Origin of the sequence: Paraburkholderia sp. Tr-20389 (genome assembly GCF_017104565.1) — a bacterium.
Taxonomy (GTDB): Bacteria; Pseudomonadota; Gammaproteobacteria; order Burkholderiales; family Burkholderiaceae; genus Paraburkholderia.
The window spans coordinates 49,743-67,000 of sequence record NZ_JAAGPD010000046.1 but is presented as its reverse complement, the minus strand read 5'-3'; the positions used below and the strand labels follow the sequence as shown (position 1 = coordinate 67,000).

Below are 17,258 nucleotides of genomic sequence, written 5' to 3'. Positions count from 1 at the left end.
GTTCATTTCAAATTGTCGTAAGAGCAATCATGAGTCTCGACATCTTCTGGTTTCTGCCGACTTCGGGCGATACCCGCTATCTCGGCAAATCCGATTTCGGTCGGCCACCGACCAACGAATACATGCGTCAGATCGCCGTCACGGCCGAACAGCTCGGCTATGACGGTCTGCTGATTCCGACGGGCAGCAGTTGCCAGGACCCGTGGGTCACCGCGGCGAGTCTCGTGCCCGTCACGCAACGTATCAAGCTGCTCGTCGCGCTGCGCACGTCGATCAGCGGCCCGACGGCGGCCGCGCGCCAGGCCGCGACGCTCGATCAGGCGCTGCACGGGCGCCTGCTGCTGAACGTCGTGCCGGGCGGCGACGCGACCGAGCTTGCCGCCGATGGCGTGTTTCTCCCGCACGACGAGCGCTACGCTGCCGCCGACGAATTCCTGAGCGTGTGGCGGGATCTGCTCAAAGGCGATACCGTCGACTTCAAAGGGAAATACGTGCATGTCGAACAGGCGCGCAACTATCATCCTCCGGAGCAGAAGCCTTATCCGCCGCTGTATTTCGGCGGATCGTCGCCGGCCGCGCATGAACTCGCGGCCAAACACGTCGACGCGTATCTGACCTGGGGTGAACCGCCTGCCGCCGTCGCCGAAAAATTCGCCGACGTGCAGCGCCGCGCGGCCGCGTATGGCCGCAAGCTGCGTCTCGGTGTGCGTCTGCACGTGATCGTGCGCGAGACGAATGAGGAAGCGTGGGCGGAAGCGGATCGACTGATCAGCAAGCTCGACGACGACGACATCCGCCGCGCGCAGGAGAACTACGCGAAGATGGACTCAGTCGGTCAGCAGCGCATGGCGGCGCTGCATGGCGGGCAGCGCGACAAGCTGGAGATCAGCCCGAACCTCTGGGCGGGTGTCGGCCTCGTTCGAGGCGGCGCGGGCACGGCGCTGGTCGGAGATGCGCAGACGGTCGCTGCGCGGCTCAAGGAGTACGTCGACGCGGGCGCCGACAGCTTCGTGCTGTCCGGCTATCCGCATCTCGAGGAATCGATCCGTTTCGCGGAACTCGTGTTTCCGCTGTTGCCCGGCAAGAAGCCGGTCACGCTGCGCGATCAGGTGCTGACGGGCGGTGCGTTCGATGTTCGGGCGACGGGTGATGCCCCTCGCGCGAAGTGAGGCTTCGTTGAAGGCCTCTCTGGACGGGATGATGGGCAAGCCTTCAAGGCTTGCTCCAAACCTGCTTCCAGCACATCAGGAACGTGCCGTGCACGTCTTTCGACACCGCGCCTTCTACGCCGCACGTGGTGCCCGTCAGCGCTGGGCCGAACTGCGCGACTTCACGGTCCGCGTCGGCGAGCGCGGCGGCGGGGACACGACCCCAGATCGACAGACTGGCGAGGACGCCGGCACAGCCGACGAGGACAACGAGGGTGCGTTTCATTCGGGCGGGGCGGCGGACGATAAATTCAAATGGCATCGGGAAGCCTCGTCGGACAGGGACTCATGTGCGGTGTTATCGGCAGCCCGCTTCGAAACCATAGACCTTCATTCAAATATTTTTTTCGCTGCGCTCAGTGTTCTGGAGCACCCGCAGAAGACTTGCCCCACACGATGGATTCCGGATGCCGCTGAAGGTAATCGGCGAGCGAATTCAGTGAGGTAAGCGTTCGCCGTAATTCGCTCAAGGCGGCGTGAAGATCCGATTGCAGCGGCGAATCCTGCGCAAGCGTGGCGTTCGCCGCGTTGAACGATTGCTGCGCGGCGGTCAGCGTCTCGCGAGCTTCGGGCACGAGTTCCGTGTCGATGCGCTGGAACAGTGACGCTGACGTCTGCAGGGCTCGGTCGAGACTGCGGCCGATCTGATCGAAAGGCACGCGATCCAGCTTGTCGACGATGCCCGCAAGCTGGTCCTGCAATTCTTCGAGCGTGTTCGGCACGGTCGGCAGTTCGACACGCGTTCGCTGCGTATCGATCGAGACTTTGGGGGCGCGCGGAAAGAAGTCGAGCGCGACGTATCGCTGGCCGGTCAGCACGCTGCCCATGCGCAGCTGTCCGCGCAGGCCGTCGGCGATCAGCTTGTGCAGCAGACGTCGACCCGCTTCGCTATCGCCGTTGCCAAGTGCCTGACGATAGCGGCGGCCCAGTCGCGTAGGGTAGAGATCCAGCGCGGCGATCATGTCGATACGGCCGGTCGCGGGATCGAAGTCCACATCGATTGCCGTTACCCGGCCCAGCTCGACGCCATGAAAATCCACGGGCGCACCGATCGACAGGCCGCGCAACGATTGTCCAAAGCGCATGAAGACGCGCGCGGCGGTGCCGTCCTCTGCGCTTTGCGTTGCATCGGTGCGACCGGTGGACAGTACGAAGGACGCGCCATCCACGGCCTGCCGCGAGGCGGATGCAGCTTTGGCGTTATCGAATGCGATGCCGCCCGACAGCAGCGATGCCACCGACTGCGTATCGAGTCTGAAACCGTCGGACCCGAAGCTCACATCGATTCCGCTTGCCTGCCACCAGACGGTACCGGATGTCACGTACCGGTCATAGGGCGCGTTGACGAACACGTCCACGACCACTTCCGAGCCATCGACGGAAAGCGCGTAGTCGAGAACCTGCCCTGCCTGCACGCGGCGGAACAGAACGGGTGAGCCTGCCGTCAACGATCCCAGCGAATCGGCGTGAAGCACGAAGCGTTTTCCCTTCTGGTCGCTCGTGACGAACGGTGGTGTTTCCAGTCCGGTGAACGCTCTGCATGATCGCGACGCCTGTCCGATGTCGGCGGCGATGTATGCGCCGGAAATGGCTGTCGAAAGACCTGACACGCCTGTCATGCCGATGCGTGGGCGCACCACCCAATAGCGTGCGTCGCAGGTCGCGAACTGTTTCGCGGAATCGTCCAGTTGGACTTCGGCCAGAACGCGTGTGCGGTCGGCCGACAGATGCAGGTCTTGCAGCCTGCCGATGTCGACGTCCCTGTAGCGCACACGCGTCTTTCCGGCTTCGAGGCTTTCAGCCGTCATGAAGCTGATCGTGATGCGGGGGCCGCGCTGCATGCCCGTTCGAATGAGAAGCGCGCCCGACACGAGCAATGCCGCAATGGGCAGCAACCAGACGGCCGACGGCGCGCCGCTCATCACAGATCTCCCGTCACGACATCGCGCAGACGTCTGGCGATCCTGCGCAACCGGGCGATGCAGGATCTGCACAGACGGCCGAGCCTGCGCGTCGAGTGCCCGACAGGCGCATCATGCGTCACGGCCGATGGCTCATTGCAATTGCGCTACGAGGGCGTCCGCGCCCTTGTCGAGGCCGGTTCGCGCCGCACTGAGCGATCCGAATGCAGCGGGCAGATTCATTGCATTCGGATACTGCTTCGAGACGTATGCCTTCAGCAGACGGCCGCTGGAACTGTCGAAGACCTCGACGGCGTATGACACCGAGCCGCTGAACGCGCCCTTGCCGCCGCGGATCGCCTGCACGCCGTTGTAGAGATTGCCCGCGATATCGAAGTGCATCACCTGCCCGACGAGCGCAGTGGTCTTTTCGGCGCCCGTCAGCGTGAGCCGGACGCGCAACGTGGCGGGTGAAGGCTGCGTGGCCATTTCAAAACGCTTCGTGAGTTTCGTTGAAAACGTCTTGCTCATGTAGTCGGCGAGCGCGCTCTTGTCTTCCTCCGTCATATCGCCGAACTGATTGTCGCCGCCGCGATACACGACGACGGGGTCGAACATGACCTGCGTGTATCGCGACCAGACGACGGGCGCCGCGTACCGGTAAGGCACCTTGGTCGCATCATCGCCGCGGTTCTGCTTCATTTGTTGCGATGACGAAATGCCCGAATAGGCAACGGGCTGCACACTCGAACACGCCGTCATGGCAAGCGCGAAGGTACAGACAAAAAGAAGCGGGGCGAGTCTCGGCGTGGGCATTTAACGTTTCCTTGCAGGTGAATGTCGGAGTCGGCGGAGATGTCGGTTCGTGCATGAACCGATGTGGCCGAAGCGTAGCATCGCCTTTTTAAGATGTAAACCGTCTATCCGGTTTGTTTGTTAAAAAGAGGTCGAGCGTACAATCTGGGTCTCCCGGTTCGGGCGATGATCTGTTTGCAGGTTTTGGCGCCTCGCGTGCCCGGCTTTCCGGGCCGAGGCTTCGGCGAACAGACGGCCGACGGGCTCGAATGACGTCACCTTTACGATCAATGGATAACCAGACCCGCTCGGAAAATACCCGCAAGAAGGCTATCGAGGCCGCACTGTCGATTCTCACGCGAGAAGGCGTGGGCGGGCTCACGTTCGATTCGCTGTCGCGCGAAAGCGGCATCAGCAAAGGCGGATTGCTGCATCAGTTCCGCACGAAAGACGGCGTGCTCAAGGCATTGCTGGATCATCAGCGGCAGCAATTCGAGCGGATCGGGCACGAGCATATGGCGAAGGCGGGGGCCGCGAAGACGGAACCGTGCCTGTCATCGCAGATCGCTATTTACCGGGAATCCGTCAAGCAACCGCATTCCGTCGCGCGTGCCGTACTGGCCGCACTGGTCGAGAACCCCGAACTTCTGGCGGAAATGAAGGCGACGGATGTCGAGAGAATGAAGAAGATGCGGGAAGAGTCGAGCGATCTCGAACTTTCCTTACTGCGCTACTTTGCGGCCAGCGGGCTCGCGTTCAACGCGCTGCTTGGGATGTCGCATTTGCCGGAGTCGATGATGAACCGGCTGTTCGACCGCCTGCTCGACGAGGCGTCGTGGGTGAATCAGAAGCCGGCAGCGAAGAAAACACGCAAGAAGGTTGCGACTTGAGGCTTTCAGGGTGCATTGCAGAATGTCTGCGACGGCGGCGATACATCGGCCGGCGTCGCAGACAAGGCATCACTCAAACACCGCCGATGCACATGTACTTGATCACGACATACTCGTCGATCCCGTAGTGCGACCCTTCGCGTCCCAGCCCCGACTGCTTGACGCCGCCGAACGGTGCAACTTCGTTCGAGATGGCGCCCGTGTTGATCCCGACCATGCCGAATTCGAGGGCTTCGGCAACGCGCCAGATGCGGCCGATATCGCGGCTGTAGAAATACGAGGCGAGGCCGTATTCGGTGCTGTTTGCCATCTCGATCACTTCCTCGTCGGACGAGAAGCGGAATAGCGGCGCCAGCGGGCCGAAGGTCTCATCGCGCGCGACCTTCATCTCAGGCGTGACATCGGCGAGCACCGTCGGTTCGAAGAAGCCATGACCGAGCGCATGACGCTTGCCGCCCGTGACGACGCGTGCGCCCTTGCCGAGCGCGTCTTCGATATGCGATTCGACCTTCAGTACGGCTGCTTCGTTGATCAGCGGACCTTGCTGCACGCCTTGCTCGGTGCCGTAGCCGACCTTGAGTTTCGTCACGGCGGCAGCCAGCTTTGCGGCGAATGCATCGTAGACGCTGTCATGCACGTAGAAGCGGTTCGTGCACACGCAGGTCTGGCCGCTGTTGCGGTACTTCGATGCGATGGCGCCTTCGACGGCTGCATCGAGATCGGCGTCGTCGAACACGATGAACGGTGCATTGCCGCCCAGTTCCAGCGATACCTTCTTGACGGTCGGCGCGCATTGCGCCATCAGCAGACGACCCACGCCCGTCGAACCAGTGAACGACAGCTTGCGCACGAGCGCGTTGCCTGTCATTTCGCCGCCGATCGGTTTCGGATCGCCGGTGACGATGCTGAAGACGCCGGCGGGTACGCCGGCGCGCTCGGCCAGCACTGCAAGTGCGAGTGCCGAAAGCGGCGTCGCTTCAGCGGGCTTGACGATGATCGGGCAGCCTGCCGCGAGTGCCGGGCCGACCTTGCGGGTGATCATCGCAGCGGGGAAATTCCACGGCGTAATGGCAGCGCAGACGCCGACGGGTTCCTTGGTCACGACGATGCGCTTGTCGTTGGCGACGGTCGGAATCGTATCGCCATAGACGCGTTTGGCTTCTTCGCCGAACCATTCGAGGAACGAGGCTGCATAGCCGATTTCGCCTTTTGCTTCCGCGAGCGGCTTGCCTTGTTCGGTGGTGAGGATCAACGCCAGATCGTCGGCGTTGGCCAGCATCAGGTCGTTCCATTTGCGCAGGATTTCTGCGCGTTGTTTGCCCGTTTTTGCCTTCCAGGCGGGCCAGGCTGTGTTGGCTGCTTCGATTGCGCGGCGGGTTTCCTGGGCGCCCATTCGGGGGATCTCGGCGATATGCTCGCCGGTTGCCGGGTTCAGCACCTCGAAGGTTTCGTTGTTGTCGGCGTGTTGCCATTCGCCATTGATGTAGGCCTTGCTTTGCAGCAAGGAAGGGTCTTTGAGTTTGCTACGCAGGTCAGTCATTGGTTTGTCCTTTGGATATGTCTGCGACGCAGTCGCCATTGTTGCCTTCTCGGCGCGGGCTTCGCCGTTTTGGTTTCTGGTTTTTGGTTTTTTGCTTTTGCTGGCATCCGCGTTTTGGTGTTGGTCGTTCATGCGTTGCCCCTGTGCGGGGCGGCACTCACTTTCTTTGCCGCCGCAAAGAAAGTAAGCAAAGAAAGCGGGCTCACACCGCCAATCCTTGTTCTTGCCTGCGGGCCCCCAACCGTTCTTACGCTTCACGCGGCACCGCGCTATTTCATGCGCGTTGCCAGCGTGCTAACTGCACGCATCCCCCACTTCAAACTCCCGCGTCACGAATTGCGTTACCCAACGTCTGCCGCCGCCCAGGTGGCAAACTGTGTGTAGGTTGTCGCACCGTATGCGTTCGCGTTCCTACGACACCGATCCCGCTTTTCAGTCCGGAGTGGAGGCTCTATGTCGAGATGGCCTACACACAGTTTGCCACCTGGGCGGCGCAGACGATTCGATGCCGCTGGTTGCGCTACGGGTGACTGGAGTGGGTGATGCGCTCGCTCAGCGCGCTGGCAACGCGCGCAAAACAAAGTGTCGTCGTGTGAAGTGCGGGACCCGTTGGGGGCCCGCAGGCAATCATTAGCATTGGCGGTGTTAGCGGCTTTCTTTTGCCTACTTTTCTTTGCCGCTGCAAAGAAAAGTAGGTGCCGCCCCGCACAGGGGCGACGCCTGAACACCGACATGAAACCGCGGATGCCAGCGAAAGCGAAAAGCAAATCGCGGATGCCAGCGAAAGCGAAAAGCAAACCGCGGATGCCAGCGAAAGCGAAAAGCAAACCGCGGATGCCAGCGAAAGCGAAAAGCAAACCGCGGATGCCAGTGACAAAACAGCCGCCGCAGGCAAAGAAAAAATCAGGCCACGACGCCAACAGTCTCTTTCAACACCTCTTCGAGAATCGAAACAGCTTCATCGAAGACAGAATCTTGAATAGTCAACGGAAACAAGAACCGAACAACGTTCGAATAAACACCACACACCAGCAACAGCAAACCGCGCTCGAGCGCGCGAGCCTGCACCCGCTTCGTGAAATCGGCATCCGCCTCGGTCGTACCCGGCTTGCAGAACTCGACAGCTATCATGCCGCCCGGCCCGCGAACATCGGCGATCTGCGGCACTTCCGACTGCAGCGCAGTCAGCTTCGCCTTCAGCTTGTCGCCCAGCACAACGGCCCGCTCGCAAAGCTTCTCTTCATCGATGATGTCGAGCACGGCATGCGCCGATGCCACCGCGAGCGGATTGCCCGCATACGTGCCGCCCAGTCCGCCCGGCGCAGCCGCATCCATCACATCCGCACGGCCGACGACGCCCGACAGCGGCATGCCGCCCGCGAGGCTCTTCGCCATCGTCATCAGGTCGGGCACCACGTCATAGTGGTTCATCGCGAACAGCTTGCCCGTACGTGCAAAACCCGTTTGCACTTCGTCCGCGATCAGCAGAATGCCGTGCTCGTTGCACAGCTTGCGCAGCGCACGCACGAACTCGGCCGGCGCCGGATAGAAGCCGCCTTCACCTTGCACCGGCTCGAAAATGATCGCCGCGACGCGCTTCGGGTCGATGTCGGCCTTGAACAGGAATTCGATCGCCTTCAGCGAGTCCGCCGTCGTCACGCCATGCAGCGGATTCGGGAACGGTGCGTGGAAAACATCGGCCGGGAACGGGCCGAAGCTCAACTTGTACGGCGCGACCTTGCCCGTCAGCGCCATGCCCATCATCGTGCGGCCATGGAAGCCGCCCGTGAATGCGATCACGCCCGGACGGCCCGTATAGGCGCGCGCGATCTTGATCGCGTTTTCAACGGCTTCGGCACCCGTCGTGAAGAAGGCGGTCTTCTTCGGATAGTCGCCAGGTGCGCGCTCGTTGATCTTCTCGGCCAGCTCGACATACGACGCATACGGCACGATCTGGTAAGCCGTGTGCGTGAAGTGGTCCAGTTGGGCGCGCACGGCCTCGACGATCTTCGGATGACGATGTCCCGTGTTGCACACGGCGATGCCCGCCGCGAAATCGATGAAGCGGCGGCCCTCGACGTCCCACAGCTCCGCATTCTCGGCACGCGCAGCGTAGAAATCGCACATCACGCCCACGCCGCGCGGCGTGGCGGCGTCCTTGCGGCTCTTCAGTTCAGCATTCTTCACGGAGATCTCCTGTTGGGGTTCGTTCGGGCGCCCGCGTTCATCGCGGCACATGCAGCGACTATAATCAGATTTGGCTCTAAATTTCAGAGCCATTTCGGTAAAAAATCAGGAGCCAATTTCATGCGCGCGAGTGTGTTGTCCGACTGGCTGGCCCAGCGTCTCGACCGCGGCAACGGGCAGCCCATCTACCGGCAGCTGCACCGGCTGTTGCAACAGGCCATCCTCACGCGCGAACTTCCGGCGGGCAGCAAGGTGCCGTCGTCGCGGCTGCTGGCTAACGAACTGGGCATCGCGCGCAACACCGTCACGCAGGTCTACGAGCAGCTTGCGCTGGAGGGCTATGTGTCGTCGGCCACCGGGCGCGGCACGTTCGTCGCCGATACGTCACCGGATGAAATCGTCGGCTCGACGGATGCGCAGGGCGCAGCGGCATCCCATTCTGCGCCTGTGCGGCAGTTGCAGCAGGCATTGGCGCCGCAGCAATCGAAATTGCTGCCGCACGCGCAGCAGCCTGCCGCACGCGCGCTGTCGCAGCGGGGCTTCCGGCTGGTCGCGGGCGCGGGTGTATCGAAGCGTCAGTGGGGCGCGTTCATGCCTGGCGTGCCCGACGTCACGCGTTTTCCGGCGCGCGTCTGGAGCCGGCTGCACAACAAGTACTGGCGTCGTCTGCGGCCCGATCTGTTGACATATGCGCCCGGTGGCGGCCTGTCCCTGCTACGTCACGCGCTGGCCGACTATCTGCGCACGTCGCGCTCGGTACGCTGCACGCCCGAGCAGATCATCGTCACGACGGGCATTCACCAGTCCGTCGATCTCGCGGTGCGCCTGCTGTCCGATCCCGGCGACGTGATCTGGACGGAAGATCCGTGCTACTGGGGCGTGCGCAGCGTGATGCACGTGTCGGGGCTGAAGTCGCGCCCGATCGCCGTCGACGACGAAGGCATCAACCCGTCGTCCGACGATCTCGCACATCCGCCGAAGCTGATGCTCGTCACGCCGTCGCATCAGTATCCGCTCGGGATGGTGATGAGCCTCGCGCGCCGGCGGATGCTGCTCGAATACGCGCGGCAGAACCAGTGCTGGATCATCGAGGACGATTACGACAGCGAATACCGCTATGGCAGCCGTCCGCTTGCGTCGCTGCAAGGGCTCGATACGGCGGGGCAGGTGATCTATGTCGGGAGCTTCGGCAAGACGCTGTTTCCGGGGCTGCGGATCGGCTATCTGGTCGTACCCGAGGCGCTCGCCGAGAGCTTCGCGACGGCCAGCGCCGAGCTGTATCGCGAAGGGCAGTTGCTGCAGCAGGCGATGCTCGCGGAATTCATCGCCGAAGGGCATTTCACGTCGCATATCCGCAAGATGCGCACGCTGTACGGGCAGCGTCGCTCGACCTTGCTCGATGCCGCCGCGCGGCGTTATGGCGATGCGCTTCCCGCAGTGGGCGGCGACGCGGGCCTGCATCTCGTGATGCAGCTACCCGAAGGCACCGACGACCGTGCGGTCGCGGCGGCTGCGCTCGAACGCAATATCGTCGTGCGTCCGTTGTCGGGGTATTACGCGGAGCCATCGCGCGCGCAGTCGGGTTTGTTGATCGGCTATGCGTGCGTGCCCGATGAAGAGATCGCGCCCGCGTTCGACACGCTTGCCGACGCGATCGATACGACGCTCCCGCTGTTCGCGTGATCGGCGCGCGAAGCCTTAGAGGCGGATCAGAACCGCGCCGAGCGTGACCAGCGTGCACGCGAATATGCGGCGCGGCGTGAGCCGTTCGTGCATGAACGAGAAGCCGATCAGCACGGCGAAAATGGAACTGAGTTCGCGCAGCGCGGAGACCATCGCGATGGGAAGAAAGCGATAGGCCTCGATGATGAGGCAATAGGCGCTCAACGCGATCACGCCTGACAGCATGCCTTTGAGCATCGTGTCGCGCGACGTGAAGAGTCCTTTTGCGCCGCCGCGCCAGTGCCACACGAGCAGAAACTGCGGCACGTTCCAGAGCAGATAGACCCACATGATGTAGCTGAGCCCGTTGCCCGCGACGCGCGCGCCGATGCCGTCGACGACGGAATATGCCGAGATGAAGAGTCCTGTCAGTAGGGCGTAGGGCACGCTTTCGCCGGAGAAGCGCATGTCGCGGCGAAACGCGAGCGACACGATGCCGATCGAGACCAGCGCGACGCCTGTCGCTGCAAGGGGTTTCAGGGTTTCGTGTGCGAACACGAGCGCGCCTGCGAAGACGAGTAGTGGCGAGAGTCCTCGCGCGATTGGATAGATCTGGCCGAAGTCGCCGCTGCGGTAGGCGCGGATGAGTGCGAGGCAATAGCCGAATTCGAGGATGACCGAAGCGGCGATGTAGGACCATGCTCCTGGCTCGGGGAGTGGCAGCACGATTACGCCGATTGCGCTCACCGCGATGTATGGAATCGACATCATGCCCAGCAGCCAGATGCGGTCTTCCGCCAGACGCAGGAAAGCGTTCCAGCTCGCGTGGAGCATCGCGGATAAGAGGACTAACAGGACGACGGAGCTCTGCATTGGGGGCGCTGGGCGGGCAACGTTGGAGATTGGGCGGATGGAGATTATTGCGTAATTTTGTTGTTTTATGTGGGTTTTTGTGGTGATCGGATTTTTGCTGCGCGTGCTGGGTTTGCGGTTTCGCTGGCATCCGCGTTTTGTCTTCGCACTTCAAGCGTTGCCCCTGTGCAGTGTCGGTTCTACGACGCAGGGAGAGAGCAAAAAATGGCGCGCATCAACATCAACCGCGATTTCCTGCTGACCGTCAAGGGGGACGGCAAGGCGCGCCATACCCCCGGTCGCGTGCTAAAGCCGTGACAGTGGCGTTTATGCCTGAACGCCACTCCAGCGTGTCACGAGGTTTCCCCAACCTGCGAGGACCGGCGCACTCATCCTGAACAGGCGGACTTGTCCCACCAATCAGATCACGCCGAATTCAAAACTGTGCCGTCGCCTGCACGCCGACCGTCACGCGTGCAGTGGGGAATCCGGCTGGCTTGTAGATGGGCGTGCCCACGAACAGGTCATACGAGATTCCCGCGTACTTCGCCGGTATGCCGCCGCGAATGCCGATCACCGCGCCTGCGAGTTGGGTGCCCGCCAGAATCGCCGTGTTAGGGCCGAACACGCGGCCGTAGTCGATCCCTGCATAGAGCGTCTGCCCGGTCTGGAAGATCGGCCATTGCAGTTCGTTGCGCCAGTAGAAGCCTTTCTCTGCCGCGAGCATCGTTTCGCCGTCGAAGCCACGCACCGTGTAGCGGCTGCCGATCGTCAGGTCGTCGAGATAGAACAGCGTGTCGTTCGTGAACTGACCGTGAACGGTCGTCACGTAACGGAAGGCTTGCGACGCGACAGCGAACGGAATGGACAGGTTCGCGTCGAGCACGGCCATCCTGAACAGATACGTCGGATAGGTTGCGGGCTTGTTGGTCTGGTCGTACAGGCCGGGGTTCGGATCGCCCGTCTCGCCGAGGCCGCGAACGCCCTGTCGATATGCGAGCGTGCCATCGAACTGTGCCGCGCCGAAATAGTGGCGGTCAGTCGCGCCTGCTTCGATGAACGTGTTGTTGCGGTCCTGGATCGGGATGGTCGTTCCTTCGATGAAGCTCTCACCGAAGCGCTTCGACAACTGGATGTACGCACCGAGTACGTCGGTCTGGCTGCGCGACAGCACACGTGCGAGCCTGAACGCGGCTGTCTGCGAATTGCCGCTCGATACGAACGTCTCGTTGACCGCCGCGATGTTCTGATAGTACGTGTTCGTGTTGCCTGACAGCGTCGCGGTCCAGTAGCCCCATGGCACGGAGTACGAGCCGTTAAAGCCGTGCGAGCCAAGTGTCTTGTTGCCGAATGACAGGTCCTGGTTCGCGCCTGCTGCAAGCACGTCGTTCAGGCCGAGCGGGTTGTCGAGACCAAGGCTCACGTTGCCTTGCCACTTGCCCGTTGCCTTGGTGCCTGAGTTATCGACCGATGCGACGAAGCTCCAGGGCTTCGCGCGCTTCACGTTCAGCACGACATCGCTCTCGCCGGGTGTTTCTGTCGGCTCGATCTTCATGTCCACGTCCTGGGACGCGACACGCTTCATTTGCTCCAGCCCTTGCTCAAGGTCGCGCACGTCGAGCAGGTCGCCGTTGCGCGCAGGAAACGCGGACTTCCATGTGCCGCGTGTGTCAGGATCGGCGAAGCGGATATGGCGCACGACGCCTGGCACGAGCGCGACCTTGAGTGTGCCGGTCGACAGATCCTGTTCAGGTAGCAGCACGCGCGTGGTCACATAGCCGCGCGACAGTATCGTTTGCTGCAAGCCCTTGGTGAGCGTATCGAGTCCTACCTTGCCGATGCACTGACCCTTGTAGTGGTCGAGCCATTCGCGCGCGAACCAGAACGGATCAAGCGGCAGATTCGACGCGCCGTGTTTGCGTGCGATATCGGGCAGTGTCGCGGGCACATCGAGCGCGAATGTGTCGATGCGGAAACACGGTGCTTCGACGGGTAACACTGGCCATTCGCCCGCCATTGGCACAGTCGAGCGTACAACGGGCGTAGCGACAGTCGCCGCGCGCTGCTGTGCGTCGCGCTGCTGCTGTAGCTGCTGGTTCTGTTCGGCGTTCGCGCGCGCGGCTGCTGCGGCGTCTGTCGGCGTCGGCCCATCTGCCGCGTACAGCGAACCGATTGCACCATGATTCAACAGTCCGACAATCGCCCCTGCAATGAGACTCAGCCGGCCTTTTCTTCCAAATGGTCCGTTTTTCGCTGCTTGAACATTGACAACTTTCTTTCTGATATCACGCTTCACTTCTGGGTGCTTCCTTTGATTTGGGGCAGGAGCTGGTCGGCGATCAGCGTATTGGCTGTATCTGAAATGTGATCGCCATAGCTGTAGAGAAATTTTCCGTTTTGTGTCACTGAACACATGCCTTTCTGCATGTCGCACAGTACGGGCGCCGGATCATAGATCAGCATGTCGGGATGCATCACGTGGAGCTTCGCGACGATCGCCCGATAGCCTGTGGTTGCAGCCAGATGTTCGCCATACGTGATCGCGCATTTGCTTGCGAACGAACTTGACTGCTTCACGCTGAGAAGGGTCTGCATGAACGGGTAGCCCATCAGCTTGCGGTCCATGCATCCACGCGGATCAGGAAGCGTCGGGTTGTCCATCACTAGCACAACCTCCTTGCCCGCTTTTCGCAATGTCTCGATGGAGTTGTTGAGCCCATCTATGGCGGCAGAGCCTATCGATTGATGAGTGCCCGCTAGCGCATATTCAGGACCGACGAGCACGCGAGCCGCTGTAGCTAGCACCACAAGCTTGATGTCGTGATTGGACGTGATTGCTTGCATAGCAACGCGGTTCGCGTTCGCGCATTCGTCAGGATTGTCATTCGCATACGATGAGATGCGAACAACGCCGCTCATCGGGGCGCAACCAGTACGAGCTACCAGACTCCATCGGCGATCGCGTGCTGACTCCCGTACCATCCCCCAATAGAGCGCATCTGCCTTACTATCACCCCATACGACGGCTCGAGGTATTTCCCTTCGGTCTTGAGAACAGAACTGGAACAGGCGTTGTTGATTCGCGGGCACACCGCATTCAGGTCTTACGAACTCGTGGCCCGCGCCAAGGGTGGCGGAATTGACGTCCGCAACGAGGCTGTAGCCCTTGCGGAAGCCCAGACCATCGCGAACGTACGTCATACCCCCGATATAGCCCATCGCAACTAGTAGGACACAAGGAGGCGCGACCTTGATCCAGTGGTTCGTGCCGAAGCGGATGCGCCGCTCTAGCAGGATGTACGTCAGCCACGCGAGCACTATACTGGCCGCGATAAGCGAGATACGAACATACGGCGCAGGTGTCCGGCCCGCCAGGATTGTGGCAAACGACAGTAGCGGCCAGTGCCAAAGATAGAGCGGGTAGCTGATCTTTCCGATCCATATCATGATCGGCTGGCTCAGAACCTTCTCGTTGACGAATGCCCTTCGGCTACTTCCTATCAGTAGGCATGCGCCACACGTCGGCACCAACGCCCACCATCCCGGAAATGACATCTCTCGGTTCAGGCATGACATCGCGACCATGCAGAGCACAGATCCCGCGATGGACATCCCGTGCAAGGAAGCGTCATTGAAAGCGAGCTGGGTTCGGTTTGAATGGGCAAGCATTGCGCCCAGAAGCAATTCCCAGAACCGGCTCAGCGGCGAGAAGAATGCCGCTGCGGGGTGATGTTGGATCAGAACGACGTTGATGGCCAACGAGAGCACGAGTCCGGCAAGTATGAGCGGTGCGGTATTGGACCGGCGGCGATATACGAACGCCAACAGCAGCGGCCAGATAATGTAGAACTGCTCCTCGACTCCTAGCGACCAGAGATGTAGCAGCGGCTTTGTCTCTGCGGCACTGTCGAAGTAGCCCGCTTCGTTCCAGAATACAAGGTTAGCGACGAAAGCGGCGCTAGCGGCGATGTGCTTGCCAAGCTGCTTGTACTCGTCCTTGAAAAGCGAGATCCAGCCCAGTCCGTATGTGAACATCAGAACGAACACTAGCGCCGGGAAGATTCGCCTGATCCGCCTCGCGTAGAAGCTTCTGATGCTGAAGTGTCCATGGTCGAGTTCGTCTAGCAAGATATTCGTGATGAGATAGCCTGAGATCACGAAAAAGATGTCGACGCCGACGAACCCGCCGCGCAGCACGGAAGGAAATGCATGAAAGATGACAACGCCCGACACGGCGACGGCGCGCAGGCCGTCGATGTCGGGGCGGTACTTCATTGAGTCGGTTGTTGTTTTAATTCGGGATGCGAGGTCAGACATGATCTTGTTCGAATTATAGAAAGTCGTTTGATTATCTTTAAGGCAAGATTTTTATCTTAAATATGCATTCCTAAGTTAATGACAAAATGTAAAGCAAAATGACGCTTATTTTGATGAGCGTCGTCCATGCGCCCGATCCTTGGTCCGTCTGTGCGCGGCGAGCGGTATGGCGCCCGCTACCGCTCTAATTTTTGTTGTAAGACCTTAAAATCGAAAGTGCATGTCTTTTACAAGTGTTCCTGTGCTTACTGCCGAACCATCCCGCCATACGTGCCGGAAGAGAACAGCGTTCCACTGTAGTTCTTCAGTTGACTCTGTTCGGCGGCGCAGGCCGCGCTTTCTGTCTGAAGCGTCGAATATTTTGTGTAATCGACGGTGCCCGGTGCATACTCGGCTGCGCACTGAACGAGAGCGCAAGCAGCCGCCTCTAGACGATGTTCTTTGGCCACATCGCCTTTCGCCAAATCCGTGATGACTTGCTTTTCGTCATCGTGCTACTGCCGGGTGAACCGGTCACCATCATTTGCTTCACCTGCCTCAGCGACTACTCCTACCAAGCATTGCTTTGACATGCTTGATTGCCCCAATTACATAACATGGGAACGTAACTGCAACCAAAATCATTCCAAGGTCGATGTAGCCGAGGGCAGCCACTGTCAGCCCTAGTGCAGCAACGGGAAGTCCGTATGCCACAATTCGCAATCCACGATACTTGTCATCTGTAGCAAATCGTTTAATGACGACAAAAGTCGCCGCGAACGCGATAGCAACACACATTGCGCCAATCTTGAATTCCATTTAGTTTCCTCGCGCGCATGCCGAATATTGTTTGCATTGCGTGCCTCCTCCAGCGAGTCCGCCACCAATCCCAATTACTCCCTTTCCAGCAGATATTGCACCACTCGATTGATCTCGAGTCACGGTAATGTCTGCTACGGGTCCAACACCGCCAGCCAAGAATCCACCTTTGCTGATTGCGCTTCCACTGCTAGGCGCTCCTTGGCTTACTGTCACCGAAACACCGGCCCCCCCGTAGAAACCCAAACCGTAGTTTCCACACGCTTGCCCGTAAACACACATATTCGGTTTGTCACCAATGCCAAGCGTCACACCGATTTCAGCACCGAGTCCAATCGTGAACAGTTGGCCTTGGGCGTTAGCACCCAAACTAACACTAAAGTTCGGCGGCGTTCCCCAGTTTCCATTTAGTGCCTTCTGCTCCGGCGCCAAGTTGCTGCTCAGTGTTCCAGGGTTCGCGCGTTCAGCAGGGGGCGCCGTAAAAAGACCGTTCGCATTTTGGCTAATGAACTGGATCGCGGTTGAGTTTCCGCCTGGCCCCTTGCTCGCCATGTCGTCGACGAGGCGATAGCCGTTTGCCAGCAACATCTGCTGCGCCTGGTCTGGCGTAATGGCCTGTCCGGTTTTGTCTTCGTAGAATTTCGCAAAGTCCTTCGCGTTGTCCTTCGCCCACTGGCGTTCGTCGGGGTGGAGCTGCCGGTTGTAACGATCCACGTTGTAAGCGTCGAACGCGCCCGCATTGCCTCCAATTGCCGCGCCTGCTCCCGTTGCGATGACGTTGGAAACGATGTTGCCAAGCGCCTTGTTCACGTCATCGCTGCCGGTCGGGTCAGCACCAGCAATAGCACCGCTGAGTTCGTTCAGCTTGCCCGCAGCGATAGAAGCGATGGCCGCGCCCGCCGCGCCGCCCACGGCGTTACCGCCCGCCAGCCCCGTCACGATTGCCGCTCCCGCCGCCTGCATTTCCGCGCGAGCCGTGCCGCCTTCCTTCCATGCGTTCATGCCCGCCTGATCCCCTGCGGCGGCGGCTTCGTCATACTTCATTTTCGCGAAGTCACCGATACGCCGCGATACGGCTTCGCCCGCTGCGCCTGCCGCCGCCATCATC

The 17,258-nt window shown here is 60.7% G+C and carries 13 protein-coding genes; 3 read left to right on the top strand and 10 right to left on the bottom strand.

Annotated features, from left to right (window positions below):
- Nucleotides 1-29 precede the first annotated feature (29 nt).
- Nucleotides 30-1,169, top strand: a complete 1,140-nt coding sequence (gene ssuD / locus G3N95_RS32505; protein ID WP_205974194.1) for an FMNH2-dependent alkanesulfonate monooxygenase — start codon at nt 30-32, stop codon at nt 1,167-1,169.
- Nucleotides 1,170-1,212: 43 nt separating this feature from the next.
- On the opposite strand, the gene G3N95_RS32500 is transcribed toward ssuD, so the two are convergent.
- From G3N95_RS32500 to G3N95_RS32490, 3 genes are all read right to left on the bottom strand, one after another.
- Nucleotides 1,213-1,434: a hypothetical protein gene (locus G3N95_RS32500; RefSeq protein ID WP_241019075.1), complete on the bottom strand. Its 222-nt coding sequence runs from the start codon at nt 1,432-1,434 to the stop codon at nt 1,213-1,215.
- Nucleotides 1,435-1,564: 130 nt separating this feature from the next.
- Nucleotides 1,565-3,130, bottom strand: a complete 1,566-nt coding sequence (locus G3N95_RS32495) for an MlaD family protein (RefSeq protein ID WP_205974192.1) — start codon at nt 3,128-3,130, stop codon at nt 1,565-1,567.
- Between the two features lie 132 nt (nt 3,131-3,262).
- A complete protein-coding gene (locus G3N95_RS32490; protein ID WP_205974191.1) occupies nt 3,263-3,925 on the bottom strand; it encodes a DUF3313 domain-containing protein in 663 nt (220 codons plus the stop codon).
- A 269-nt stretch (nt 3,926-4,194) separates the two neighbouring features.
- Here G3N95_RS32490 and G3N95_RS32485 point away from each other — a divergent pair, with 269 nt between their 5' ends.
- On the top strand, nt 4,195-4,794 hold the full coding sequence (locus G3N95_RS32485) for a TetR/AcrR family transcriptional regulator (protein ID WP_205974190.1): 600 nt from the start codon (nt 4,195-4,197) through the stop codon (nt 4,792-4,794).
- 73 nt (nt 4,795-4,867) lie between these two features.
- On the opposite strand, the gene G3N95_RS32480 is transcribed toward G3N95_RS32485, so the two are convergent.
- Both G3N95_RS32480 and G3N95_RS32475 read right to left on the bottom strand, forming a co-directional pair.
- Nucleotides 4,868-6,334, bottom strand: coding sequence for an NAD-dependent succinate-semialdehyde dehydrogenase (locus G3N95_RS32480; RefSeq protein ID WP_205974189.1), 1,467 nt, complete (start codon nt 6,332-6,334; stop codon nt 4,868-4,870).
- Between the two features lie 903 nt (nt 6,335-7,237).
- Nucleotides 7,238-8,521: a 4-aminobutyrate--2-oxoglutarate transaminase gene (locus tag G3N95_RS32475; RefSeq protein ID WP_205974188.1), complete on the bottom strand. Its 1,284-nt coding sequence runs from the start codon at nt 8,519-8,521 to the stop codon at nt 7,238-7,240.
- A gap of 120 nt (nt 8,522-8,641) precedes the next feature.
- Between G3N95_RS32475 and G3N95_RS32470 the strand changes: the two genes are divergently transcribed.
- Nucleotides 8,642-10,204 carry a PLP-dependent aminotransferase family protein gene (locus G3N95_RS32470; protein WP_205974187.1) on the top strand — a complete coding sequence of 521 codons (1,563 nt, stop codon included), beginning with the start codon at nt 8,642-8,644 and terminating at the stop codon, nt 10,202-10,204.
- 15 nt (nt 10,205-10,219) lie between these two features.
- On the opposite strand, the gene G3N95_RS32465 is transcribed toward G3N95_RS32470, so the two are convergent.
- The 5 genes from G3N95_RS32465 to G3N95_RS32445 form a co-directional block, all read right to left on the bottom strand.
- Nucleotides 10,220-11,056, bottom strand: coding sequence for a DMT family transporter (locus G3N95_RS32465; protein ID WP_205974186.1), 837 nt, complete (start codon nt 11,054-11,056; stop codon nt 10,220-10,222).
- A 415-nt stretch (nt 11,057-11,471) separates the two neighbouring features.
- Nucleotides 11,472-13,199 carry a ShlB/FhaC/HecB family hemolysin secretion/activation protein gene (locus G3N95_RS32460; protein ID WP_241019079.1) on the bottom strand — a complete coding sequence of 576 codons (1,728 nt, stop codon included), beginning with the start codon at nt 13,197-13,199 and terminating at the stop codon, nt 11,472-11,474.
- A gap of 128 nt (nt 13,200-13,327) precedes the next feature.
- Entirely contained in the window at nt 13,328-15,352 is a 2,025-nt protein-coding gene (locus G3N95_RS32455; protein WP_205974185.1) for an acyltransferase family protein, read from the bottom strand.
- Nucleotides 15,353-15,889: 537 nt separating this feature from the next.
- On the bottom strand, nt 15,890-16,150 hold the full coding sequence (locus G3N95_RS32450; protein WP_205974184.1) for a hypothetical protein: 261 nt from the start codon (nt 16,148-16,150) through the stop codon (nt 15,890-15,892).
- Entirely contained in the window at nt 16,151-17,257 is a 1,107-nt protein-coding gene (locus tag G3N95_RS32445; RefSeq protein WP_205974183.1) for a hypothetical protein, read from the bottom strand. It lies immediately after the preceding gene.
- Between the last annotated feature and the right edge of the window lies 1 nt (nt 17,258).